We start from the raw sequence: 23,818 nt of genomic DNA on the forward strand, positions 1-23,818 counted from the left end.
GATGGCAGAACCACTAATTAGTTTCAAGGATTTCTCATTCAAATATGATTCGCAGGCTGAAGATACATTGAAACATATTGATCTTGATATTTATCCTGGTGAGAAAGTCTTGATAGCCGGTGCATCAGGCTCTGGCAAGTCAACGTTGGGTCGTGTCATCAATGGACTGATTCCACATGCTTATCCGGGGACGATCAGCGGGTCATGTATTGTGAATGGCAAGGAGGTTGCGGACAGTTCATTATTTGATTTATCTTTTGATGTTGGAACTGTCCTGCAAGATTCTGACAGCCAGTTTGTTGGCTTAACTGTTGCTGAAGACATGGCGTTTTCACTTGAAAATGATCAGGTACCACAAGCTGAAATGCGAAGTGCGGTTACCAAGTGGGCAAAAACGCTGCAACTAAATGAACTGTTGAAGAACTCACCGCAAGAAATCTCTGGTGGACAGAAACAGCGAGTTGCAATGGGCGGCGTCTTGATTGATGAAAGTCGAATTTTATTATTTGATGAACCACTCGCTAGTCTTGATCCGGCAGCTGGACTTGCTTCAATGGAACTAATCAATGATTTGGCAACAAAGCAGAATTTGACGGTAGTAATTATTGAACATCGAATTGAAGAGGCCTTGCATGCCAATATTGATCGACTTGTAGTATTGCAAGATGGTGAGATTGTCGCAAATGATAAACCAGATAGAATCCTTGTATCTGAAAAAATTATTGAGCTTGGACTAAGAGAACCGCTATACTTGAGTGTTCTAAGACGTGCTGGGATTGCAATAGCAGATTGTCAACAAATTAGTCATGCTGAAACAATAACAAATCCTGCAATTGCTAAGAGTTTAAAGTCATGGACGAGAGATGTTAAGTTGAATCAGGCAGATGAGAAAAAGTCAAACTTGTTGGAGCTGCAGAACATAAAATTCGCCTATGATGATGGCAAGAATGTGATTGATAATGTGAATCTGGTTGTTCATCGAGGTGAAATGATCAGCCTTGTAGGTCAGAATGGTACAGGTAAGTCGACGCTAAGTAGCTTGATTACAGGTTTCTTGACGCCAACTAATGGCAAAATATTATTTGCCGGAGAAGATATGGCTGAACTGTCTGTCAAAGAACGGGCTGAAAAAATTGGATATATTCTGCAGGATCCTAACCAAATGATTTCTAAGACAACTGTTTTTGAAGAGGTTTCTTCTGGGCTAGTATTGCGCCAGATAGCAAGCAAAGAAATTCAGGGGCGTGTCAATAAAATTTTGAAAATCTGTGGTCTGTATGAGATGCGGCACTGGCCAATATCGGCGCTCAGCTTTGGACAGAAGAAACGAGTTACAATCGCATCAATTCTTGTACTTGATCCAGAGATGCTGATTCTTGACGAGCCAACTGCCGGTCAGGATTTCAGACACTATACTGAAATAATGAGTTTTTTGGAGAAGGTCTGTGCAGATAAGGATCTGACAATTATTCTGATTACCCATGACATGCATCTAATGCTTGAGTACACTATGCGGACAATTGTCTTGGATGCTGGTCATGTTATTATGGATGATATACCAGCCAAGGTCTTGACTAATGCTGATGTATTGCAGCGCGCGTCCCTTGCAAAAACGAGTCTGTATACACTGGCTCAGCGCTTTGGATTGCCGTCTGCAGATGATTTTGTCGCAAAATTCATTGAATCAGAAAGGCGGGCAAGATAATGGCAAAAAATCTCTTTGTCGGTTACAACGAACGGGATACATTCTTGCATCGCTTGAGTGGCAGCACCAAATTAATTGGCTTTGTCAGCTTATCGATCATTGGAATGCTGACTTTTGATACACGGTTTCTTTTAGGTATCTTTTTGTTTTCAGTAATTTTATTTTGGAAATCAAAAATAAAATTCAGCGAGATTTCTTTTATTTTGAAGGTAATCATAGCCTTTGCAATTTTCAATATTATTTTAGTGTATGTTTTCTCACCAAGTTATGGAATGTCCATTTATGGGAGCCAGCACATGATATTTGGAGACCCAAATCATTTTTTTAACTTGTCTTGGGAAGAACTGCTCTATCTCTTCAATGTGATGCTAAAGTACACTTTTGCTGTGCCACTCGCCTTGGTCTTCTTATTGACTACCGAACCAAGCGAGTTTGCAGCAAGTCTTAATAAGATTGGAATCTCTTATCGAATCAGCTATTCAGTGGAAATTACGTTAAGATATATCCCAGATGTTCAGCGGGATTACCGGACTATCAGCTTAGCACAGCAGGCACGTGGTTATGAGATTTCTAAGAAGGCGAATCTGATGACACGGGCAAAGGGTGCGATTCAGATTATTTTGCCGTTAATTTTTACTAGCTTGGATCGAATTGAGACTGTTAGTCAGGCAATGTCGTTAAGACGTTTTGGAAGGCATAACAAACGCACATGGTATATGGCACGCCGCTTCAAAATGGCGGATTATCTAGCACTTTTTTTGATTCTTTTAATTGTAATCATCGGAATCACATTATTTAAAGTCAATAATGGACGTTTTTGGAATCCATTTAAGTAATTTTGAATTGTGTTGGAGATATTGTAATTTACAGAAATTAGTAACAAAAAGAAACTTCGGGCTTTGTTTTGACAACTTTTTCAGCCGAAGTTTTTTTGATTGGGGAAATATTAATAAAGAAAGTCGGAGCTATTGATAACTACGCAGTTTTGGTGGAGAGTATGTATGGATAAATGCTGCTGCTTCATTCAGAGACTTTGCAAAACATAACTTATTTAGATGTGCAGTACTCAAGAAGTCTTTATCTACCATCTGGTTGAAGAATTGTTCAAGTAGATCATAATAGTGATCAATATTCAACAACACACATGGATTGGGATTGTCGCCAATGCGGGCCCATGAATATGCCTCGACAATTTCTTCAAGTGTTCCAGCTCCACCGGGAAGTGCTAGGCAAACATCTGCTAGTTCAATCATTCTTTTTTTGCGCAGAGCCATATCAGAAACAACTTCAAGTTTTGTGATGCTTGCAAGGGCAACATTGCGGTCGAATAAATTTTGGGGGATTATGCCAGTGACTTTTCCGCCATTATCTAGGACGGTGTTGGCCAATGTACCCATCAATCCATATTTTCCTCCGCCGTAGATTAGTTCGTAGTTATGCGAAACAATCCATTTGGCGAGTTCGACAGCAGCATCTTTAAAGTGTGGATTATTGCCAGTTGATGCACCACAATATACTGCAATTTTTTTCAAATAAATCACCTCATAAATAGTCATTGATTATCTAATTGTAGCACATCGTATTACTATCATATTAGCAGAACTGTTTCATTATTGATTTTGTTTCAAGTATTGGGAGGGGAGAATAATGATCAACTTTAAAAATATCATGAGCATAGCCTTTTTTGGATTTATTGGCGGAATTCTCCGTTATTTGCTGGGAGTCTGGTTTGCTTTCAACGGGACAATCATTGTCAACATTATTGGTTGCTTTTTGCTAGCCTTTCTAACCTATTTCCTGCTTGAGTCGGGAACACCGGCTTCTTGGGTTACACTTGGACTGGGAACTGGATTAATTGGTTCCTTTACGACTTTCTCAAGCTTTTGTTTAGATGTCGTCAAACTTGCTGAATTACATTCGAATACATATATGCTGACCTACTTGACAATAAGTATTGCTGGCGGATACTTGAGTGCATTTTGCGGTATGAAGCTTGGTAAGTTAAGTGGGCACAGTATGAAATGGAGGAATAAGATGTGATATATCTTGTAGGGATTGGAGCAGCCTTAGGATCTGTTTTGCGGTATTTGATTACTACAGTGATTAAAAAGAAATCACGAACGATTTGGCCGACGGCTACATTACTAATTAATTTATCTGGTTCATTCTTATTGGGAACATTATATGGGTTAGCAACGATTAAAGTTGCGTACTTAATAATAGGAGTTGGTATACTAGGCGGGTTTACAACATTTTCAACAATGAATACGGAAATTTTAGGATTGTTTGGAAGCAAAAAGAGTATATATGCATGGTGGTATGCAAGCATTAGTTATTTATTGGGGATTGCCTTATCTGTCTTAGGTGTCATTATCGGTGTTATAATGAAATCACATTGATGTTCCTGTTGTTAGAACTTATTAAAGATAATCATGATTAGGGTATTTAAAATTCTGTTTTATTTCCGATATATGTTTATAGCGCCTAGAATAATTACCTAATTTTTAAATTAATAAATATGCATCTTAATACATCTTTTTGATGTACAATGTTATTAGATGAAAGTTGCTTTTTTCAAGTTTTTAATAACGTATGTAATTTTTATTGAGTTAAAAGCGAAAGTTACGCTACAGACCGCTGATTTCATAATTATATCTTTTAAAGGAATGGTCAAATGACAGAAGATGGTGTTTGTATAGTAGACGAATTGCAACAATTTTATTTAGTTTGTCAACCTATTATAAGGATTAGATCAAGCCAGTTGATTGAATCGGTTGCTGACTATGAAGTTTTGATTCGTTCTAAAAGAGATAACAAGTTTCCTTTTAATGCTTTTAGGAAGTTGATTGAATGTGAAGCTTACAATGATGTTTTTATCGAGTGGTTCGAAAAAGAATTTAATTATTTGCTACAGAAGTTTCCAAATTATAAATTTGACATTAATATTGATCCACAACAGTTTAAATATCCAAGAACATGGATTTTTATAGATAGTATTTTACCTGAGTGTCGTAGAATTGCTGTCGAAATTACTGAGGCGATTCCGCTTAATAAAGAATTTGCAGCACAGGACAAATTTTTCAAAAAATCGCCACTATCTGTGTTAAAAAAAATGGGCTTTAAGACCGTAGTAGATGATATAGGTACTGGACAAAATTCACTGCAATTTGTAGCTAATAACTTGCAAGATATCGATAGACTGAAGATATCCTTGGTTGCCTTCAGGGGCCTGAGAGATGACGTCACTTATCTTTTTTTAAAAGCATGGTTTCATTTAGCAAACAAATATAACTTTGAATTTGTGGTTGAGGGAATTGATAATGAGATTACTGCGACTTCACTGATTTCTAGCGGTCTTGACATGCAGCAAGGCTTTTTCTGGCAAAAGCCGCATGTATTAAAAGAGACTGCTAAAAGGCTAAATAATATCTACTAACGCTTTTTTTGTTGTAAATAATTCATAAAAGTTTCTATTGGAATTTTACCATTAGAGACTTTTTTTCGTGTATTATTAAATTAATAGCTTTCAGAAGCGAGGAGTGAAACTAATGAAAATTGGGATTGACAAAATAGGCTTTGCCACATCTGATTTATACTTAGATATGGCGGATCTAGCGTACGCACGCCATGAAGACCCGAATAAATATCTGATTGGTATCGGACAATCCAAGATGGCAGTAATTCGTCCGACACAGGATGTTGTAACAATGGCTGCAGTCGCAGCAAAAAAAATTATCAGTCAAGCAGACAAGGAAAAAATAAGTTATGTTATTTTTGCAACTGAATCTGGAATAGATAATTCAAAGGGAGCTGCAATATATTTAGCTGATTTGTTAGGTCTTTTGCCGCGGATTCGAACGATTGAACTGAAACAAGCATGCTATGGTGCAACTGCTGCACTTCAACTTGCAAAGGGATACATTGCACTGAATCCTGAAACTGAGGTCTTGGTAATCGGTGCTGATAATGCTCGTTATGGGATTAATACTCCAGGTGAACCAACACAAGGCGGGGGTGCGATTGCAATGATTATCAGCAGTAAACCCAAGATTCTTGAATTAGAGCATGAAACGGCCGCATATGCAGAAGATATTATGGATTTTTGGCGTCCATTGGGACATTCAAAGGCTTTAGTAGATGGTAAGTATTCTGCTGGAGTATATCTTGATTTCTTGAAGAACGTTTGGGATGAACAACTGCAAAAAACAGGCTATCAACCGCAAGATTATGGTGCGTTGCTTTTTCACCTGCCGTACACCAAGATGGGACTGAAAGGTCTTAGACAGATACTTCAGAATGCCTCAATTGAAGATAGTAGTCGCTTGCTCAGAGAATTTGAATATGCAAGACAGTTCAATCGTGAAGTTGGAAATCTCTATACAGGTTCGCTTTATCTGAGTTTCTTATCACTGATTGTTAATAGTCCTAATATCAAAAGTGGTGAGCGAATCGGATTCTTCAGTTATGGTTCGGGTGCACAAGCCGAGTTTTTTTCCGGTATATTACAGACTGATTATCAAAAAGGTCTTGCTGGAGTCGACTATCAGGCAATATTGAATAAGCGGCAAGCTGTTTCTGTTGCAGAATATGAAGAACTTTTTGAAAATCACGTTTTTGATGTAGAAAATATTGAACTTGATTATCAAGAAGATAAGTCTAATTTTATTTTGGCAGGGGTTCAGGATTATAGAAGAAAATATTTAAGCCGATGAATCCCATATATTGGGGGATTTAGGATTAAAATGTTATAATTATAATGGATTTGTTTAATCTTATTAAGGTTTCAAAAAATAAGCACGAATTATAAGTAGAAATCATAAGTGTAAGGGGAGATTATTTTGGCAAATGGTAATACAGTGAGTAATGGAGAGTACTTGCAGGCAACACAAGAACTCACAAAGGCTGTTGCTAGCAAGATTCGCTATCTGCAGACATTGGCGACAGCGATAGATAACAAAAATGATCGTTTGGTGTACCAATTAATTGATGGTGATCGCTATTCAGAACAGATCATCCAAGCGCGACATGGCAGTGCGGATGTTGACAATGAGAACCTTGTAAGCGATATTGCGGCTAAACTAAGCCAGTATTTGAGTACCAACCTCTTAGCGTACTTAGCAGCAACGTATCCATTTTTTTATTTTGAACAAATCGATTTAGGCAAATTTCAATTTTATTTTGGTAATTGGTGGGATCGCCGACTCTTTGGTGAATTAAATATCATTAAAGCCCAGTTCATTTTTGATCCTGCTGAATATGAAAAGCTAAGAAGAGCATTTGAATTGGAAAGCCAGAGCAAGCGCTTGAATAGCGACAAGATTGGCATGCTGTCAAGTCAGGCGGATCAATTGCAGGCTTTGATTGATTCACAGGAACAAAGAGATGGAGAGAAAGAAAAAATCAGATTGCAATTAAAGAAGGCTGCGCAGGAAAAAGTTATGCCATGGGAGGCTTCTAAAGCAAAAGAAGCCAAACAGCAGCTTGTCAATCAACTTTCAAACTTGACTGAACAGGATGAAAAAGCACAGGATGCATATCGTTTGATCAAAGATAATGAGAAAAAAGTGCTTGAATTGTCTAAGGAAGATACGTTGATTGGTTATGAGAAACAAAGTATTATCGCTAAATTCGGAAGTTTTGATGCTTTCGAAGCCCGCTGCGAATCCTTGTATCGTGATTACATTGCCGATTTAATAGCGACAAACGGGAGGATGAATACGAATGAGTAGAGAGTATGAAAAACCAACCGAAGTTTTTAGACCCCAGAATAGTTCAGATGTTGAACCCACCGAAAGTGCAACAACTTTGAGTACCTCTGGTAGATTAATTTCTTATAATAATCAGTTAAAGGATGGACTTGCAAATGGAGCTAATTTTACAAAATTATTGGATCAGCTAATTACAACGACCCGCACTGATGAATTGTTTGAAGCAGCACAGGCCTTGAGTACATATCAATTGGACACTGCATACTTGACCTTTCCGCAGCAGTACAGCCAATCTGATTTTTATTTAATCTTTATTAATCGTCTCTTAGCGCTTCATAGCAGGGAACGTGTAATCTTACAATCTTCTGAACGATACGATGAACTTTATCATGAATTCCCAGGGATTAATTCAGCTGGTTATTTTATCTTTAAGTTAGAAAATGCTGTTCAAGGTGGAGCCTACTACACAGAAAAGGCAACTGGTGAAGCTTTATTCTATTTGAATTTTGAGAAACATGTGCTGCGTTTCAATAGTCGTGCTGTAACACAATTGTTATTGGTTGAATACCATGACTCAATTGGAAAGGAAGCTATTAAGGGCTTTGCAAATTACCTGCTGGATATTGGTAATTTCTTGAAGGAAGATTATGGATTTGACGTTGATTTTACGTTGCTTGATCCTTCAAACAGTGCGATTTACCAATTAGCAGATGCGAATCTTCCACGTTCGATTATTGACCAACTGTTTGTTGAAGCAGGAAATGGTGGTAGAATGCTCGAATTAGGGGAGAATAGCTCACCGATTTTGAGACTCGACCATGGAATTGTTATTGAATTATTTGAACAACATAATTATGAAGAGGATGTTGATCTAGGCTGGGGAATCAAGGTTTACGATCAACAACATGAAGTTGCTTGGTTTGATGTATTGTTACGTTATGAATTCTTGAGATCATGGTATCTTGATAATTTGGCTACACTAGAGATTCAATCAGACGCTCTTTATTTTAACTAGAATACACATGAGGAGCATTAAATAATGGATATTAAAAAACTAACGGATGCAGTTCGCTTTCGTCAGATTGGTCATGAATATAGAATTGAACAAAGAATTCCTGCTAATAAGTTAATGAATGCTTATTTTGAGTTGAACTATCGTATAGGAGAACTTTTCAAGCAAACACTGGTTGCTGACAAGGACACTGGAGATTCTGTAGAAACTTTGGACTTATATTGCGAAGCATTAATTCCTTTTTTTCAAGTAGCTAATGATAAAAAATGGACATATTTGTTATTAGTATCTGATGAGGAATTACACGAACTTGAAGGTAAGTGGAAGACACAATCATTTGCAAAGATTTATTTGATTTTACAAAAGATGCTCAATCAAAGTTATTTTGAACATCAATCCAACTCATTCCAACATGCCTGGCATCTATTTCTGAAGTTTGGCGTTGTTGAGCTGGGGCTTTCACTTAATCAGATTGAAGAGTGTTTTCTCAGCTTGTGTGCCAAAAATGAGTCTGATTCTTAAGACAAGTTCATGAGATACAATTTTGAGAATATGTTTTTATCCAAAACAAAATAGGGACTGGGTCAAAAGTTAAATTTTGATTCAGTCTCTATTTATTACGAATAACCCTGTTGCATATTTTGACATTTATGTGCTTTAGAAATACAGAATATTATTGCTGCTTCTTATCTACGAAATCAAATAATGCACCTTCACGCAATCCATGGTTTGAAAATAGTATTTGTGGAATATGTAGTGTCCGCAGAATTAGGGAAATTGGCATAAGACCACCTACAATAACGTCAGCACGAGCCTTTGCAAGCCCCGGGATCTTCTCTCGTTCACTCTTATCCAAGTCTACTAGTTCAGCAAAGATAGTAAAAGCAGCATCACTGCTCAGTGTAAAGCCATGAACGTCTGGCGGATTTTCGGCATCAATTTTGCGACGGGCAATCTTTGCCAAAGTACGATTACTTCCGCCCAGAACTACGAGGTTTGTCTTGTGAGCATCCACTAGCCAGTCAACATCTGTCAAGGCTTTTTCTACATCAGTCATTGCGAGAAACAATTCAGAAGCTTTAATCTTGTTGTCAAGGTTGAACGCTTGAGAGATAGTTACGGATCCGAGTGGGAGACTTATTAGGTGTGCTACTTGCTTTTGCTTTACCAGAATCAATTCGGTACTTGCACCGCCCGTGTCAATAATTAGGCAATTCTTGCCAACATCGAGAGTCCGAGTTACTCCCAAAAAGTCTAGATAGGCTTCGCGTTCACCGGTAATTACCTCGAAGTCAATGCCAACCTTTTCTTTTACAAGTTTCAAGAATTCCGCTTGATTGGTTGCAACTCGAACAGCTGCAGTTGCCAAAGCTTCAATATGAAGATGAGGGATTTTTTCGTAAACCGTTTCAAATTTTTCAAGTGCATCAAGTGTCCGTTCAATAGGTTCTTTTTGAAGGACCTTTTCTGCACCCATGTTTTCTGAAAGACGAACCATTTCTTTTAATTGGTGAGTAACCTTGGTTGTACCATCATCATTGATCTGAGTTATAGTCATTCTGACTGAATTAGATCCAAGATCAATCACCGCAAAATTAATCATTTCTTTATTCCTCCTTACCACTACCGGGCAGTTGTGGAGAAACGTCGTGATGAGTCATCGGAATAAAAGTTGAAGTATTCCTTTTTTCTGCACGCTGCTGATCCAGTAGCAATTGATTTTTTTGTTCTGCCTCTTTTATAAAGTGTTCTTGTGCATTCAGACGTGTATGACCACGACGATCTATATGTGTAAAGATATTGTCTTGCAACGTCCGTGTCTTAACATTATCATCCCACATTGTCCCAAAAATTGAAATGATTTTCTGTCTGATATTATCATCTAATGCAGGAAATAGTAATTCTACTCTCCGATTAAGATTCCTAGTCATCATATCTGCACTAGAAAGATAGACATCTTCATTTCCTTCGTTATAAAAGTAATAGATACGACTATGTTCAAGGAAACGGCCAACAATTGAATGAACTTCTATGTTGTCGCTAACACCGGGAATATTGGTCTTTAGACAGCATATTCCGCGAATAATCAATTGAATTTTGACGCCAGCCGCAGAAGCTTCATACAAATGCTCAATAATCTCCTGATCGGACAAAGAGTTCATCTTCATTTTGATGGTGGCTTTGTGTCCTGCTTTTGCAGCCAAGATTTCATCATCAATCTTTTTATTAATGAATGACCGAATACGCTTAGGGGAGATATGCAATTTATGGAAATATGGTGGCTCTGAATAACCTGACAGCATATTAAATAAATTAGAGGCATCGATTCCAATGTCGCCGTTAGCGGTGATAATTCCCATATCGGTATAGAAGTTAGCAGTCACATCATTATAATTACCAGTTCCAAGATGAATATACCTACGGATTCCATCATTGTCATGCCGAATAACTAATGCAATCTTACAGTGTGTCTTTAATCCAACGAGACCATAAATTACGTGGCAGCCCATCTTTTCAAGCTGCTTGGCCCACCGGACATTGTTTTCCTCGTCAAAGCGAGCTTTGACTTCAACAAGCACGGTGACTTGTTTACCATGTTGTGCTGCGAGTCCCAGGTAATTAATAATCGGTGACTTGCCAGAAACACGATAGAGTGTCATTTTGATAGCTAACACATTTTGATCGGTTGCGGCCTGACCGATGAAGTTTACGACTGAGCCAAAGGAGTCGTAGGGATGGTGCATAAAGAAGTCTCTTTTTCTAATGGACGCAAAGAAATCTTTGTTGTCTGCTAACGCTGGATCAACAAACGGTCTGAATTTTGAATATCTTAATTCAGGATGACCCTCGACCAGTCCAGGCAATTTTTTTAAGAAGGTCAAGTCAATCGGACCGTTAATTTCATAAACTGCTTTTTTATCAATATCTAAGGTTTCAATTAGTCTTGATTTTAATCGATTATGCATTGAGTTTTCAATTTCTAAGCGCATTACGCCACCGTGTTCGCGTTTTTTTAATTGCCGTTGGACTTCTCTGAGCAAGTCTGAAGTATCTTCTTCAGCAACATCTAGGTCCATATCGCGAATAACACGGTATGTAGAAGCATCACTGACTTTGTATCCAATGAAGAGATTACCGATGAATTCCTTGATAATATCTTCAAGTAGCATGAAAGTATTTTCTTCATGCGGAAGTCTAATAATTCTTGCGAAGACATCAGGAATTCTTACGGTTGCGAAGCGTCGATGCTTTTTGTTATCAGTCTCGTGGAGACGGACTGCAATATTCAGTGAATTATTGCTGATGAATGGGAACGGACGAGAAGAATCATCAGCTAAAGGGGTCAGAACTGGATATAATTCATCGTTAAAATAACGTTGAATGAATTTATATTGTTCTGCAGTAGCCTCTGTTGCAGTAATTATCTTGATATTACTTTTTTCCAATTGTGGCATAAGCGAACGATTATATGTTGTATAACGGCGTGTAACCATCTCTTGTTCTTTTTCATTAATTTTATCGATTTGTTCTTTAGGAGTCATTCCAGAAGCGTCTGTAGTTTCGATGTTTACAGAATACATCTTGTTCAATGAAGCAACTCTGACCATAAAGAATTCATCAACATTGCTTTGTGTGATTCCAAGAAAATTTGCGCGTTCAAGCAGGGGGTTCTCAGATTCACGAGCCTCTTCAAGGACACGTTCATTGAACTCCAACCAACTTAATTCGCGATTTTTGAAATAAGTTTGCTTATCAAATTTGCTCATTGTAATTGCCTCCGTTGTTTTAGAGTAGCTTTTAGGCCGAATACTTTTTCGAAAAGTTGAGCCTTATTGGTGAAGGACCATTGTTCTAAGGCAATATTCTGATTTGAATATGCAAAAATAATTAATTCTGTTTCGCGTAGTGATACTGAAATTTTTTGGATCTTTTCTTCACGTGAGTCGTCCAGAGCGTCTGCAATACGCAAAAGAGAAGATAACTTAGCCACCTTCATTTGAACATCTGGATTAAGGTTTTTAAAATGAACCTCGCTTGCAGAGGGGGCTTCACTGCTATGGTAACGCGCTATTTCAGCAATAATCAAATTTTCAGTATTTGATAGTCCCAGAACCTTTGTAGACTGCAAAATGTAAGCAGAATGATTGTAATGACCTTGTTGATTAATATAATTGCCAATATCGGCAAGAATACAAGATACATGCAGTAACAGACGTTCTCGTTTACCCAAATGATGCAGCTTTTTTAATTGATCAAACAAATGCAGAGCAATCATAGTAACATTTTCTCTGTGTGATTTGCTTGTAAGATAACGCGTGGCCATATTTTCAGCGGTGGTTAAAATTAGTTCATCGAAGTTTTGCTTTTTTAGTCCAGTACGTTGGACACGATCGATTGCGAGTCCATCGGAAACTGTGATGTCGGTCAAAATAATATTTTGTGCTTTAGTCAATTTGACAATTTGGTACAACAATAAAAAATATGAAGCAATACTTGTTATCTCATTTTCATCAATTTCAAAATAATCCATCAAAAATTGGTCAGAAGCATTGGTAACTTTTTGGTAGAGCATTTTAAATTCTTCAAGTGGCATAGTATAAGATGCTTGATCAGTTGGAATGAACTTTTTATTAATTATTAACGAATCTTGTAAAATCAGATTAGAAGACATGGTTTGATTTGCAAAAACATGTTTAAGATGTTCAAGCTTACTTCCAATGTAATCTTCAAGTAAAGCCATCGGGTTACTTGTGCTAGGCTTTAGCGCTGCATTAACATCATAAAGTTGTGCTGAACCTAAGTCGATATTCCAAGTAGAAGTGAATTTTTGGTCACTGAATTGAGATAAGGAAACTCGCTCAGAGCCAAGACTTAATAAGAATGTCAAGGAAGAACTAATTTTTTTAAAATTATCCAAATGTGTAATAATTGCAGCGGCCTTATAATAAGTTAGCTGGCTCGTGTTCAGCCAATGGACGCGTAATGTCGTACGAACATAGATTTGTTCACCTAAATAACGTGCACTGATTTCATCCAAGGATTGCTGGTTACCCCAAAAGCGATAATTTTTGACACCATATTCCTTTAGAATGAGTAAGAAACCGTTAAGTGCCATTGTGATACCTTGGACATTATGTTGATATTCATATGTGTGGTTGCTATAAAAATTAGATGTAACATCTTCTACAATTGAGAAATCGTTTAAATCAACGATAGAGAGTTTAAGTTGTCTCGGAGTCATATAAATGATGCCATATAGCTTCTTTGCCACAATATTCACCTCAATTTTAGTTTCTAACTTAATATTAACAATTTTTTACTTTTTTTTAAAGAAAAGATTGTGTAAATAATAGGTAAATGAAGTTCTTTACATAGCGGGGAAGCTTGGTAAATTAACTATGTTGGGGAGTGTGACAAAAGATGATAAAATTTAATTATTGACCCAGTACTTCTACAGAAAAATTCAATAGGAGTTTTTATATAACCAATTGGAGTATTTCAACTGACAAAATGAACTAATCATGGTAATATTCTATAAGGAAAGCGTGGCTTAAGTCGGTAGAATTTGTAGTTAACGGAGAAGCTTGGCTTATGGAACACGTTTATCCAAAGTCCATAAGGAGACTAGTTTAAAATTTAATTTTTGACCTAGCCACTAAATTTACATCACCGTATATATAGAAGACCGTATAATAAGATAACCGATAGGAATGGGAATTTTCATGGAAAAAAAGAAATTACACATTGCATTGCTTTTTGGAGGTAACTCATCAGAACATGCTGTTTCGAAACGTTCTGCGCACAACATTTATGATGGAATGAATAAGGATAAGTACGATGTTTCTGTATTTATGTTCACGAAAAAAGGCTACCTTTTAGGAAACAAAGATTCAATGAGAATTTTTAATGGGGAAGATGAGGATAAAGTTGTTGCTGAAGCAACCGCAACTGTTGATTTTTCTAACCCGCTTGCAAACATTCAAAATATTTCTGAAGTGAAAGATATTGATGTTTTCTACCCAGTTATTCATGGCAATATGGGGGAAGATGGGACGGTTCAAGGCTTATTTAGGTTACTGAACAAGCCCTGGATTGGTAGTGGAATCACTTCTTCAGGTGTGTCTTTTGACAAGGATTTAACAAAGCAGTTACTAACCCTTCATGGTATTCGCAATACAAAATACGTTGTGGTTACTCCAGAAAATCAAGCAGAATATACTTACGAAAAATGTAGCAAGGAACTTGGAGCAACAATGTTTGTCAAACCGGCGCGTCAAGGCTCCTCAGTTGGAATTTACAAGGTTGAAAATCAAGCAGAGTTTGATAAAGCTGTCAAAGAAGGTTTTCATTATGACTTTAAACTGCTTGTTGAAGAGGCAATTGATCATCCGCGCGAAGTTGAATGTTCAGTATTAGGCAATCGCAGTGCTAAGGCTTCAAAACTTGGTGCAATTAAGATACCAGATGACGATGTTTTCTATGATTACAATAACAAATTTGTCGATGCTTCAGGTGTTGAATTCCAGATGCCAGTCGAATTACCAGCAGGTTTGACTGCAGAGATCAAGCAGATGTCGTTAGACGCTTTCCGTGTGTTGGATAATCGTGGCTTGGCACGGATGGATTTCTTGGTTGATAGCAATAATGTACCTTATTTTGGTGAAGTTAATACCTTGCCTGGATTTACAAATATCTCATTATATCCGCAATTATGGGCTGTATCAGGCATTAACTACAGTGATTTAATTGATCAATTAATTGAACTAGCGCTTGAAGAGTTTGATGATAACGCAAGACTGCATTATGATTTCGTTGATCTTGGAAAAGAAAAGTTACCAGAAAAAAAAGACGAGATTAAATAAAAGTGATATCTGAGTTGGTATGATTTCGCGGTAGTGTGCATATTGTGCTTCACTAGGAGAACTTGTAGTCGCCTAGTTTTGAGAGAATATGTTTATTGTGAATCAATTAAGAGTTGGGGCTGGGTCAAAAGTTAAATTTTGATTCAGCTCCTTTATTTATTCCGTATAAACGTGTTTCATAAGTCAAAACTCTCCGTCTAACTTTTTTAAGGCAGTACACTTATGGCACACTCCCATCTTTTTTTGTTAGTATTAGAGAAGATAGCTAATTTTTTGCGTATATTTTTACATGGTGAAGGAGGAATTTGATGAGATGTTCGTGGGCAATGGGGAATGATTTATTGATGGCGTATCATGATAAGGAGTGGGGGGTTCCAAAAAAGGATGATGCAGTCTTATTTGAGATGCTTTCACTTGAAATAATGCAGGCCGGTTTGAAGTGGGAAGTGATCCTGAAAAAGCGAGCTGGTTTTAGAGCTGCTTTTTATGATTTTAAGATACAAAAAGTTGCAGAGATGACCGAAGAAGACGTTCAACAGTTGATGACTAACAAAGAAATTATCCGTAATCAGCGAAAAATTCGGGCCATTATTAAAAATGCACAAAATTTACTTAGATTAAAAAAAGAGACAGGATTTGATTTTGGCGAATATCTGTGGAATTTTATTGGAAATAGGCAAATTATTAACCACTGGGAATTTGGTGAAGAAGTACCTGCACAAACGGCACTCTCGCAAAAAATCGCAAAGGATATGAAGAAACAGGGTTTTGCATTCGTTGGGCCAACGATTATTTATTCGTTTATGCAGGCAATAGGAATGGTTGATGACCATCTAGTAAATTGTGAAATAAAAAAAGATAATGTGGGCAGTAAATAGCCTTATGGGACAAGAATGTAACTTTACAATTCAGAGTAAGAAACATCTCCATTCCAGTACTCTTGAACTAATTTAATTTTGAATTCACATGTATATTTGGACATAAAAAAGTGCTCTATAATAATTAGATTTTTGTCTAACTATTATAGAGCACTTTAAGGTTTAAACTTTAACTAGTTTCATAGAAAATTGGATAAACTAGCCAACTTTATTTTTCAGGTTTTTTGTTATCTAAATTCGTTCTAACAACAAGGACATCACAACTCGCAGTCCTTGTGACATACTCTGTGACCGAACCCAAAAGCAAGCGTTCGACTGCATTTAGACCGGTAGCACCAATCATAATTAAATCAGTTTTTAATTCAGTGGGTTTGTCTTTAGCGATAATAGTCTTCGGTGCACCATATTCGATAGAATAAGACACATTCTCAACGCCTTCAGCCTTGGCATCGCTAATATATTTTTCAATCTTTTTTTTGGCAGTCGCAACAACTTCGTCCACCATGCTGGCATCATAACTTGAAATATTTTGGAAGGCACGTGTGTCAACAACATGGAGTAACTCTAGGTGTGCTTCTTTGCCATTTCTCTTTGCAACAGCAACGGCTTTTTCGAAGGCCAATTCAGCCTCCTCAGAACCATCGACAGGTACTAGAATATTTTTATATTGTTGTAACATACAAATCACCCTTTCATCTTTCACCCTTATTTTACTGCAATTTACTAGAAATTTAAAGCAAAATGATAGATTATAGTGAATTAATTCTCAATATAGCTAAGCATTAAAATTGGTAAGATTGGAATAATTGCTACATCAAGAATTAGGATAACGGATACGAATACCTGATTATTGAGTAACAGACTTATAAAGGTTAAAGATGCAAGCAGCAGTAGAAGTATGCCAGTAACTTGAATAATAATTCTTAAATCTGTATGCTTTTCAGGATGAAAGAGCATAAATGGTTTATTCTTGTGTTTCAGTAAATATAAGCCAATAAAAAGCAACAGTATTCCAAGTATAGATATGAATAAATTTATGATTGTACTCATCGTCACAATTCCTCACAAACAATATTAGTGTGCGCTGTAATTTTTTGCATAGCAAAGAAGTTTATATACGCAAAATGAAAGGACTGTGCCAAAACAAACGTTTCAGTACAGCCCTCTCTTCCAAAAATGAACTTTGGAATCCGTCTAATGCCGTTAATCGTCTCTGTAGTTGAACCCGCAAACAAGCAGGTGGTTTCTGATAATTCAGCTTCTAACTTCCTACACAACACAGGCATGTTATCTACAGAATATTTCAAAAGCCAAGGTATATAAGTGTTCGGTCAACCTTACATTGTGAGACAACGCGTACATTTCAGATTATGATTATATATTACCATAGGATTATATTTTTTTCAAATGTTAACGGTTACTTTTTGCCTTTCTGCATCTTTTTTAAGCGTCCATATTGTTCTTTCAATGCAGTCTCATAGCGCCCATTATCTTTTGGCTCGTAATAGCTCTTATTTTTAATTGGGTCAGGTAGATACTGCTGTGAAATCCAATCGTGCGGATAATCATGTGGATACAGATAATCAATTCCATGACCAAGTTTTGCAGCGCCTTGATAATGTGCATCTTTTAGATGGGCAGGGACATCACCATAGCCACCATGTTCGATGTCTGCGAGTGCTTTATCGATAGCAGTTATTGCAGAATTTGATTTGGGTGACAGACAGAGATCGATTACGGCGACTGATAAAGGAATCCTAGCTTCAGGTAGACCGATTTTTTCAGCGGTAGTCACCGCTGAAACAGTTCTTGCAGCGGCAGGGGGATTCGCTAAGCCAATATCCTCATATGCAATAGTTAAGAGTCTGCGATTAACACTAATTAGGTCACCCGAAGCAAGCAGACGTGCAAGGTAATGAAGTGCCGCATCTGCATCAGAGCCACGAATAGATTTTTGGAAAGCTGAGATTACATTGTAATGTGCATCCCCGTCCTTATCTTGGACAAGCGCTTTGTGTTGCAAGCATTCCTCGATAATCGGTAAAATAATTTTTATTTTTTTGCTTTCATTTTCTGGTGGGGTAGACTTAACTGCTAATTCAAGTGCATTTAAGGCACTGCGTAAATCTCCGTTTGTAGCACGACAAAGATAATTCAGTGCTTCAGATGTTACTGTAACATCAAGCGTTCCTAAACCATTAACTGTATCAGATAATGCTCGTTCAACAGCTTGCTTGATGTCGCTTTCAGTTAGTGGTTTGACTTCAAATATTTGTGTCCGGCTTCTTATGGCAGGATTGATTGCTATATAAGGGTTCTCAGTTGTAGCACCAATTAAGATTATTCGTCCGCTTTCAAGATGAGGCAATAAGAAATCTTGTTTGGGCTTAGTTAAACGATGGATTTCATCAAGTAAGAGGATGACTGTACCACTCATCTTGGCTTCTTCAGCGACGATTTCCAGTTCTTTTTTAGAATCGGTTGCCGCATTGAGCATCCTGAAAGCATATTTGGTTGAACCTGCAATTGCACTGGCAATACTCGTTTTTCCAGTTCCGGGGGGACCATAGAGAATCATTGAGGATAACATTCTTGCATCGACCATTCGCCTGATAATTTTGCCTGCACCAACTAGATGCTGTTGTCCGACAACTTCATCGATGTTCGTAGGGCGCATACGGTAAGCTAAAGGTTTGAGCATAATCTAACTCCTTTCATAAGTAAAGTATAGCATTATATTATTGGCTGCTGAATGATTGGATTAAAAAAGCCAGACTCATAAGAGAATCTGACCAAACTGACAAAAAGCCGGTTATTAAAGTTTGTTGTAGTATTCAACGATAAGAGCTTCATCAACTTCAGCTTCAAGTTCTTCACGTTCTGGTAAACGAACTAATGAACCTTCAAGCTTGTTTTCATCAAAAGTTACAAATTGTGGACGACCAACAATTGCTTCAAGAGCATCCTTCACGATTTGCAAGTTCTTTGACTTTTCACGTAATGAAATTACATCGCCTACAGAAACTTCGTATGAAGGAATATCAACACGTTTGCCATTAACCGTAATGTGACCATGGTTTACCAACTGACGTGATTGACGACGAGTTGTAGCTAAACCTAAACGGTAAACCATATTATCCAAACGTTGTTCCAGCAAAATCATGAAATTGTCGCCATGACGACCTTGACGAATCTTGCCAGCGCGCTTGAAAAGGTTTGAGAATTGGCGTTCTGAAAGGCCATAAATCATACGAAGTTTTTGTTTTTCGCGTAATTGCAAACCATATTCAGACAACTTGCGACGGTTATTTTGACCGTGTTGTCCTGGAGCATATGGACGACGTGCCAATTCTTTACCTGTACCAGTCAATGAAATACCTAAACGACGTGATACTTTCCAACTTGGACCTGTATAACGAGACATAAAAAAGTTCCTCCAATAATTTTTTTTGGAGTAAAATAGGCTTATCTACTTAGTATTCGTGCAGTTTGTTTTGCAGTGTTCACCCTTGCAGCTGAAGAGTTACTAACTGAACCGAAGAGGGCAACGAACTGTTGACGAGCTTACCGCAGACTGCTGCATATTTTACACAGGTAGTAGTATAGCTAAAAATTGATTATTAGTCAAGCTGATCACAGTGATTAAGCAGTATTTGAACTAAAGAATCCAATGTTTGTCGATCATCTTCTGTAAAACGATTCTCACTAGGTGCATCTATGTCTAGGACTCCAATTTTTTCACCATTCTTGATTAGTGGGATAACGATTTCCGAGCGACTCGCTGCATCACAGGCAATATGTCCTGGAAATGCTAAGACGTTGGCTACTACTAAGTCCTTTCCTTCCTGAAATGCTGTGCCACAGACACCCTTGCCAATTGAAATATGCATGCAGGCAACTTTTCCTTGGAACGGTCCAAGAATTAATTCATTGCTTTTGTGTTCATAAAGGTAGAAACCGGCCCAGTTGATGTTTGAAAAACTATCAAAAATTAAAGCAGAGGTATTTGCTAAATTTGCAACAAAATTAGTCTCATTTGTCAGCAATGAATCTAGTTGTTGACCCAAAAGTGTATTTTTCATCTTAAAACTCCCATTCAAGTTGTACTAATCTAGTGTATGTCAATATATACTATGATATAATTAAATAGATTTTAGATTGAAACAGGTAATTAGACAAGTTTTTTTGTGTGGTAGGATTTTAGATCTTACTGTAAGGGAACAAAAAGTGTATTTTACATAGGAGTGAGGACTTGATGACGTTAATTTTGAGTGCAATTGTAATAGTCGCAGTGGTGGCTTACTTTTCTTTTTTTTATTTGCAGCGGAAAAATAGTTCTGAGATTGCGGTGAAGAAGGAGCAAGTGAATAATCTTGTTGAGTCTTCAATGCATGAAGAGATTCTTAGTACGGAGAAAATCAGACTATCTGGGGAGTCGCTTACTCAATTTGAGGAGACAAAACAAAATTATTTATATATGGTTAACCACAAATTACCTCAGATATCTGAACACCTAACGGAATTGGTAGATGCAAATACCCATTATCGCTTTTTTGAAGTTAGAAGGGAATTAAATCTCCTTAATACTAAGCTTGAAACTGCTGTTAAGCTTGAAAAGGAAACAAAACAAAATTTACAGACATTCAAAAAAAGTAATCAAGAACATCAAAAAAGGACCAAGGAACTAGAAAAAAAGTATCAAAATATTCGTAAGACACTGCTTGCAAAAAATTTTTCATTTGGCCCCAGTATTGATAAGCTCGAGGAGAATTTAGCTGAAATTGAAAAAACTTTTGATAGTTATAGTCAAACAACTACTTTAGGTGATTATGTGAAGTCAGCTGAGATATTGAAAATATTAAAAAAAGAGACAGCTCTGCTAGAAAATGCAATTAAAGTTATCCCCCCGCTATACCGCAGTGTGAAGAATGTCTATCCAGAACAGATAACTGAAATAAAGGAAGTATATGACAAGTTGTCTGCTGCCAAATATGGATTTACAACGGATTTTGACAAAAAGATTGGTAACATTCAAACCTTAATTGCAACAAATATTGTTAATTTGAGCGCATTGGAATTGGACAATGCAAAAGAAACAGATAAAAAAATTGATCAGGAAATCAATGAAGCATATGATGAGCTCGAATTAGAAATGAAGGCAAAAAGTGAAGTTGAAGATAGAGCGGAAACATTTGCGAAATTCATTGCTCATGCAAGAAAAAATCAGCGCGAATTATTAATAGAGCTTGATCGCTTGAATCAAAATTATACTTTTAATCATAATGAAGTAGAAAATGCAAAACAACTTGATAAAGACTTAAAGGTAATTGAGCAAGGATTTGCAGACTATCAAGCAAAAATCAATAATCAGGAATTAATTGTATATTCTGATATTAAAGAAAATCAAGTTAAACAAGTTGAAGAACTCAAAAATATTGAAGAAAAACAAGCTAAGATTGGTGATGGTGTGCAATCTCTATGGAATGATGAACAAGAAGCTCATAAAGCGGTTCGCCTTTTTGATTTTGATATCCACGGTATGAAACGAGATCTTGAAAAGTTAAACTTGCCAGGATTGTCCAAGGAATACTTAGATTATTTTTATGCTGTAAATGCTGAAATCGATGATTTATCGGATAAATTAAAGCAAGTTAAGATTGATATAGATGAAATAACCAAGCTTTTGATTGATACGCAATCGGATTTGGATGTACTTAATGAAAAAACAAACGATATCATCGACAGTGCATCCTTAACAGAACGCCTGTTACAATATGCCAATCGATACCGTTTACGTTATCCTGAAATTGCTCAAGCATCGGATAAGTCATATCATCTTTTCAATCAGAACTATGATTATGCAGGCAGCTTGGAACAAATTGCAACTGCCATCGACAAAGTTGATTCTGGGGCATACAAAAAAATCGAAGATGAATACTATGCAGGTAAGACAACTACGACCAATGAGTGAGTATGCACTTTTTAAGTTAGACAGAGAATGATGACTTGTAGAACAGAAAATCAATTGTGGGGGGTGGGCCAAAAGTTAAAGTTTGGCCTAACCTCTCTATTTTTCCCGACTTATGTCATACTCTTCCTCAATTTATCTTAGTGCTCAAGAGCTATTCGATGATGATCACACTCAGATTTAAACGTGTTCACATCATCAACTCTTTGCGCCTAAACAAATTGCACACAACCACAATCAGGTTGCTTTAGCAATTTATCTTAGTGCTCAAGAGCTATTCGATGATGATCACACTCAGATTTTAAACGTGTTCACATCATCAACTCTTTGCGCCTAAACAAATTGCACACAACCACAATCAGGTTGCTTTAGCAATTTATCTTAGTGCTCAAGAGCTATTCAATGATGATCACACTCTGTTTTCTAAATATTTAAAAATTAACTTTGTTTTCAGCAGTATATATTGTAAAATAATTTGCGAGTTTTATTTAAAAAAAAGTATAAATTTTTTGGCATAGGAAGGATAGAAATGATTTATTTTGATAATAGTGCAACAACTAAAGTTGCACCTCAAGTATTGGAGACCTACAGCAAGGTCAGCAAGCAAATCTGGGGAAATCCATCTTCACTCCATGCTTTAGGTGAAAAAGCATTTGGTTTATTGGAGCAAGCAAGATCACAGATTGCAGAATTAATGGGTGTCGAACAAGATGAAATCTTCTTTACAAGTGGTGGTACTGAAGGTGATAATTGGGTCGTAAAGGGGACAGCAATTGAAAAACGGATGCATGGTAAGCACATAATTACTTCAAGTGTTGAGCACCCTGCTGTGCTGAATTCAATGGCGCAATTAGAGAAGTTAGGCTTTGAGGTCACATACTTGCCAGTTGACGAAAACGGCCGGGTTTCTGTTGCAGACTTGGAAGGAGCAATTCGATCAGATACGATTTTAGTCTCAATCATGGCTGTTAATAATGAAATAGGAGCAATTCAGCCGATTGATGAGATTGCTGCTGTGTTGAGAGCTTATCCTAAGATTCATTTTCATATTGATGCAGTTCAGGGTATCGGTAAGGGAATCCAGCAGATGATTATGAATGAGCGCGTTGATTTTGTAACATTTTCTGGGCATAAGTTCCATGCTCCGAGAGGAATCGGGTTCATGTTTAAACGTCGCGGACGTAAACTGGCGCCATTGATGAGTGGCGGGGGACAAGAGAAAAACCTGCGTAGTGGAACGGAGAATCTTCCTGCAATTGCGGCAATGGCAAAGTCCTTACGATTATTGTTAGAAGAAGAAGAAAAAAAGGTGCAAAAGCAGTTTGAAATAAAAAAATTTATTTATGATTACGTCACTAAATTCCCTAAAGTAACGATGTTTTCACAAATGACATCAGACTTTGCACCGCATATTCTCTGCTTTACAATTGATGGTGTTCGCGGAGAGACAATCGTACATGCCTTTGAGGAACATGAAATTTATATTTCAACAACGAGTGCATGTTCTTCCAAGAAACATGTTGTCTCAGGAACACTGAATGCAATGAATATTCCTGATAAAATTGCAACGTCAGCAATCCGTATTAGCTTGGATGAACATAACAGTTTGGCAGAAGCTCGAGAATTTGTTGGCGTTTTTGAACAATTATATCATCAGTTTGAAAAGATTAATTCGTAGAAATGA

22 protein-coding genes and 1 other RNA gene are annotated in these 23,818 nt (G+C 37.1%); 13 read left to right on the forward strand and 10 right to left on the reverse strand.

Going from position 1 to position 23,818, the window contains the following annotated elements; translation table 11 throughout:
- Nucleotide 1 precedes the first annotated feature (1 nt).
- Both FFX44_RS04785 and FFX44_RS04790 read left to right on the forward strand, forming a co-directional pair.
- Entirely contained in the window at nt 2-1,705 is a 1,704-nt protein-coding gene (locus FFX44_RS04785; protein WP_289978411.1) for an ABC transporter ATP-binding protein, read from the forward strand.
- The gene (locus FFX44_RS04790; protein ID WP_289978414.1) at nt 1,705-2,541 is read left to right on the forward strand and encodes an energy-coupling factor transporter transmembrane component T; all 837 of its coding nucleotides are present in this window, start codon (nt 1,705-1,707) and stop codon (nt 2,539-2,541) included. Before FFX44_RS04785 ends, FFX44_RS04790 begins: the two co-directional genes overlap by 1 nt.
- 129 nt (nt 2,542-2,670) lie before the next feature.
- Here FFX44_RS04790 and FFX44_RS04795 read toward each other — a convergent pair whose 3' ends face one another.
- Nucleotides 2,671-3,237 (reverse strand): TIGR00730 family Rossman fold protein, encoded by a 567-nt coding sequence (locus FFX44_RS04795; RefSeq protein ID WP_289978415.1) that lies wholly within the window; start codon nt 3,235-3,237, stop codon nt 2,671-2,673.
- Nucleotides 3,238-3,352: 115 nt separating this feature from the next.
- Here FFX44_RS04795 and FFX44_RS04800 point away from each other — a divergent pair, with 115 nt between their 5' ends.
- From FFX44_RS04800 to FFX44_RS04830, 7 genes are all read left to right on the forward strand, one after another.
- Nucleotides 3,353-3,745, forward strand: coding sequence for a CrcB family protein (locus tag FFX44_RS04800; RefSeq protein ID WP_289978416.1), 393 nt, complete (start codon nt 3,353-3,355; stop codon nt 3,743-3,745).
- A complete protein-coding gene (locus tag FFX44_RS04805; protein WP_289978418.1) occupies nt 3,742-4,104 on the forward strand; it encodes a CrcB family protein in 363 nt (120 codons plus the stop codon). Before FFX44_RS04800 ends, FFX44_RS04805 begins: the two co-directional genes overlap by 4 nt.
- 275 nt (nt 4,105-4,379) lie before the next feature.
- Nucleotides 4,380-5,141 carry an EAL domain-containing protein gene (locus FFX44_RS04810; protein WP_289978421.1) on the forward strand — a complete coding sequence of 254 codons (762 nt, stop codon included), beginning with the start codon at nt 4,380-4,382 and terminating at the stop codon, nt 5,139-5,141.
- Between the two features lie 112 nt (nt 5,142-5,253).
- Nucleotides 5,254-6,417, forward strand: coding sequence for a hydroxymethylglutaryl-CoA synthase (locus tag FFX44_RS04815; protein WP_289978424.1), 1,164 nt, complete (start codon nt 5,254-5,256; stop codon nt 6,415-6,417).
- A 126-nt stretch (nt 6,418-6,543) separates the two neighbouring features.
- A complete protein-coding gene (locus tag FFX44_RS04820) occupies nt 6,544-7,434 on the forward strand; it encodes an exonuclease SbcC (protein ID WP_289978425.1) in 891 nt (296 codons plus the stop codon).
- Nucleotides 7,427-8,428, forward strand: coding sequence for a hypothetical protein (locus FFX44_RS04825; protein WP_289978426.1), 1,002 nt, complete (start codon nt 7,427-7,429; stop codon nt 8,426-8,428). The genes FFX44_RS04820 and FFX44_RS04825 overlap by 8 nt, the downstream gene beginning before the upstream one ends.
- Nucleotides 8,429-8,452: 24 nt before the next feature.
- Nucleotides 8,453-8,947: a hypothetical protein gene (locus FFX44_RS04830; protein ID WP_289978427.1), complete on the forward strand. Its 495-nt coding sequence runs from the start codon at nt 8,453-8,455 to the stop codon at nt 8,945-8,947.
- Between the two features lie 151 nt (nt 8,948-9,098).
- Here FFX44_RS04830 and FFX44_RS04835 read toward each other — a convergent pair whose 3' ends face one another.
- The 3 genes from FFX44_RS04835 to FFX44_RS04845 are packed head-to-tail and all read right to left on the reverse strand — an operon-like array spanning nt 9,099 to nt 13,697.
- The gene (locus FFX44_RS04835) at nt 9,099-10,028 is read right to left on the reverse strand and encodes a Ppx/GppA family phosphatase (protein WP_289978428.1); all 930 of its coding nucleotides are present in this window, start codon (nt 10,026-10,028) and stop codon (nt 9,099-9,101) included.
- A 4-nt stretch (nt 10,029-10,032) separates the two neighbouring features.
- Nucleotides 10,033-12,192, reverse strand: coding sequence for an RNA degradosome polyphosphate kinase (locus FFX44_RS04840; RefSeq protein ID WP_289978430.1), 2,160 nt, complete (start codon nt 12,190-12,192; stop codon nt 10,033-10,035).
- Nucleotides 12,189-13,697, reverse strand: coding sequence for an exopolyphosphatase (locus FFX44_RS04845; protein ID WP_289978431.1), 1,509 nt, complete (start codon nt 13,695-13,697; stop codon nt 12,189-12,191). The genes FFX44_RS04840 and FFX44_RS04845 overlap by 4 nt, the downstream gene beginning before the upstream one ends.
- Before the next feature lie 451 nt (nt 13,698-14,148).
- On the opposite strand from FFX44_RS04845, the gene FFX44_RS04850 reads away from it, so the two are divergent.
- Nucleotides 14,149-15,288: a D-alanine--D-alanine ligase family protein gene (locus FFX44_RS04850; protein ID WP_289978433.1), complete on the forward strand. Its 1,140-nt coding sequence runs from the start codon at nt 14,149-14,151 to the stop codon at nt 15,286-15,288.
- Nucleotides 15,289-15,596: 308 nt separating this feature from the next.
- Nucleotides 15,597-16,166, forward strand: coding sequence for a DNA-3-methyladenine glycosylase I (locus FFX44_RS04855; protein WP_289978435.1), 570 nt, complete (start codon nt 15,597-15,599; stop codon nt 16,164-16,166).
- Nucleotides 16,167-16,374: 208 nt separating this feature from the next.
- Here the strand turns inward: FFX44_RS04855 and FFX44_RS04860 are convergent, their stop codons facing one another.
- The 6 genes from FFX44_RS04860 to FFX44_RS04885 form a co-directional block, all read right to left on the reverse strand.
- On the reverse strand, nt 16,375-16,845 hold the full coding sequence (locus FFX44_RS04860) for a universal stress protein (RefSeq protein WP_289978437.1): 471 nt from the start codon (nt 16,843-16,845) through the stop codon (nt 16,375-16,377).
- An 80-nt stretch (nt 16,846-16,925) separates the two neighbouring features.
- Nucleotides 16,926-17,216, reverse strand: coding sequence for a hypothetical protein (locus FFX44_RS04865; protein WP_289978440.1), 291 nt, complete (start codon nt 17,214-17,216; stop codon nt 16,926-16,928).
- Between the two features lie 133 nt (nt 17,217-17,349).
- A non-coding RNA gene (ssrS, locus tag FFX44_RS04870) (6S RNA) lies at nt 17,350-17,539 on the reverse strand.
- Between the two features lie 44 nt (nt 17,540-17,583).
- A complete protein-coding gene (locus tag FFX44_RS04875; RefSeq protein ID WP_289978441.1) occupies nt 17,584-18,867 on the reverse strand; it encodes a replication-associated recombination protein A in 1,284 nt (427 codons plus the stop codon).
- Between the two features lie 114 nt (nt 18,868-18,981).
- Nucleotides 18,982-19,590: a 30S ribosomal protein S4 gene (rpsD, locus tag FFX44_RS04880; RefSeq protein ID WP_289978442.1), complete on the reverse strand. Its 609-nt coding sequence runs from the start codon at nt 19,588-19,590 to the stop codon at nt 18,982-18,984.
- A 196-nt stretch (nt 19,591-19,786) separates the two neighbouring features.
- Nucleotides 19,787-20,248: a GAF domain-containing protein gene (locus tag FFX44_RS04885; protein WP_289978444.1), complete on the reverse strand. Its 462-nt coding sequence runs from the start codon at nt 20,246-20,248 to the stop codon at nt 19,787-19,789.
- A gap of 173 nt (nt 20,249-20,421) precedes the next feature.
- On the opposite strand from FFX44_RS04885, the gene ezrA reads away from it, so the two are divergent.
- Nucleotides 20,422-22,137: a septation ring formation regulator EzrA gene (gene ezrA, locus FFX44_RS04890; protein ID WP_289978446.1), complete on the forward strand. Its 1,716-nt coding sequence runs from the start codon at nt 20,422-20,424 to the stop codon at nt 22,135-22,137.
- A gap of 526 nt (nt 22,138-22,663) precedes the next feature.
- A complete protein-coding gene (locus FFX44_RS04895) occupies nt 22,664-23,812 on the forward strand; it encodes a cysteine desulfurase family protein (RefSeq protein ID WP_289978447.1) in 1,149 nt (382 codons plus the stop codon).
- Nucleotides 23,813-23,818 lie beyond the last annotated feature (6 nt).

It is taken from the genome of Lactobacillus sp. UCMA15818, assembly GCF_030400225.1.
GTDB lineage: Bacteria > Bacillota > Bacilli > Lactobacillales > Lactobacillaceae > Liquorilactobacillus.

Bases quoted from the DNA above. Each gene is read 5' to 3' on its own strand.
- FFX44_RS04785 (WP_289978411.1), top strand. From the start codon at position 2: ATGGCAGAACCACTAATTAGTTTCAAGGATTTCTCATTCAAATATGAT.
- FFX44_RS04790 (WP_289978414.1), top strand. From the start codon at position 1,705: ATGGCAAAAAATCTCTTTGTCGGTTACAACGAACGGGATACATTCTTG.
- FFX44_RS04800 (WP_289978416.1), top strand. From the start codon at position 3,353: ATGATCAACTTTAAAAATATCATGAGCATAGCCTTTTTTGGATTTATT.
- FFX44_RS04810 (WP_289978421.1), top strand. From the start codon at position 4,380: ATGACAGAAGATGGTGTTTGTATAGTAGACGAATTGCAACAATTTTAT.
- FFX44_RS04815 (WP_289978424.1), top strand. From the start codon at position 5,254: ATGAAAATTGGGATTGACAAAATAGGCTTTGCCACATCTGATTTATAC.
- FFX44_RS04825 (WP_289978426.1), top strand. From the start codon at position 7,427: ATGAGTAGAGAGTATGAAAAACCAACCGAAGTTTTTAGACCCCAGAAT.
- FFX44_RS04830 (WP_289978427.1), top strand. From the start codon at position 8,453: ATGGATATTAAAAAACTAACGGATGCAGTTCGCTTTCGTCAGATTGGT.
- FFX44_RS04835 (WP_289978428.1), bottom strand. From the start codon at position 10,028: ATGATTAATTTTGCGGTGATTGATCTTGGATCTAATTCAGTCAGAATG.
- FFX44_RS04840 (WP_289978430.1), bottom strand. From the start codon at position 12,192: ATGAGCAAATTTGATAAGCAAACTTATTTCAAAAATCGCGAATTAAGT.
- FFX44_RS04850 (WP_289978433.1), top strand. From the start codon at position 14,149: ATGGAAAAAAAGAAATTACACATTGCATTGCTTTTTGGAGGTAACTCA.
- FFX44_RS04855 (WP_289978435.1), top strand. From the start codon at position 15,597: ATGAGATGTTCGTGGGCAATGGGGAATGATTTATTGATGGCGTATCAT.
- FFX44_RS04860 (WP_289978437.1), bottom strand. From the start codon at position 16,845: ATGTTACAACAATATAAAAATATTCTAGTACCTGTCGATGGTTCTGAG.
- FFX44_RS04865 (WP_289978440.1), bottom strand. From the start codon at position 17,216: ATGAGTACAATCATAAATTTATTCATATCTATACTTGGAATACTGTTG.
- FFX44_RS04875 (WP_289978441.1), bottom strand. From the start codon at position 18,867: ATGCTCAAACCTTTAGCTTACCGTATGCGCCCTACGAACATCGATGAA.
- rpsD (WP_289978442.1), bottom strand. From the start codon at position 19,590: ATGTCTCGTTATACAGGTCCAAGTTGGAAAGTATCACGTCGTTTAGGT.
- FFX44_RS04885 (WP_289978444.1), bottom strand. From the start codon at position 20,248: ATGAAAAATACACTTTTGGGTCAACAACTAGATTCATTGCTGACAAAT.
- ezrA (WP_289978446.1), top strand. From the start codon at position 20,422: ATGACGTTAATTTTGAGTGCAATTGTAATAGTCGCAGTGGTGGCTTAC.
- FFX44_RS04895 (WP_289978447.1), top strand. From the start codon at position 22,664: ATGATTTATTTTGATAATAGTGCAACAACTAAAGTTGCACCTCAAGTA.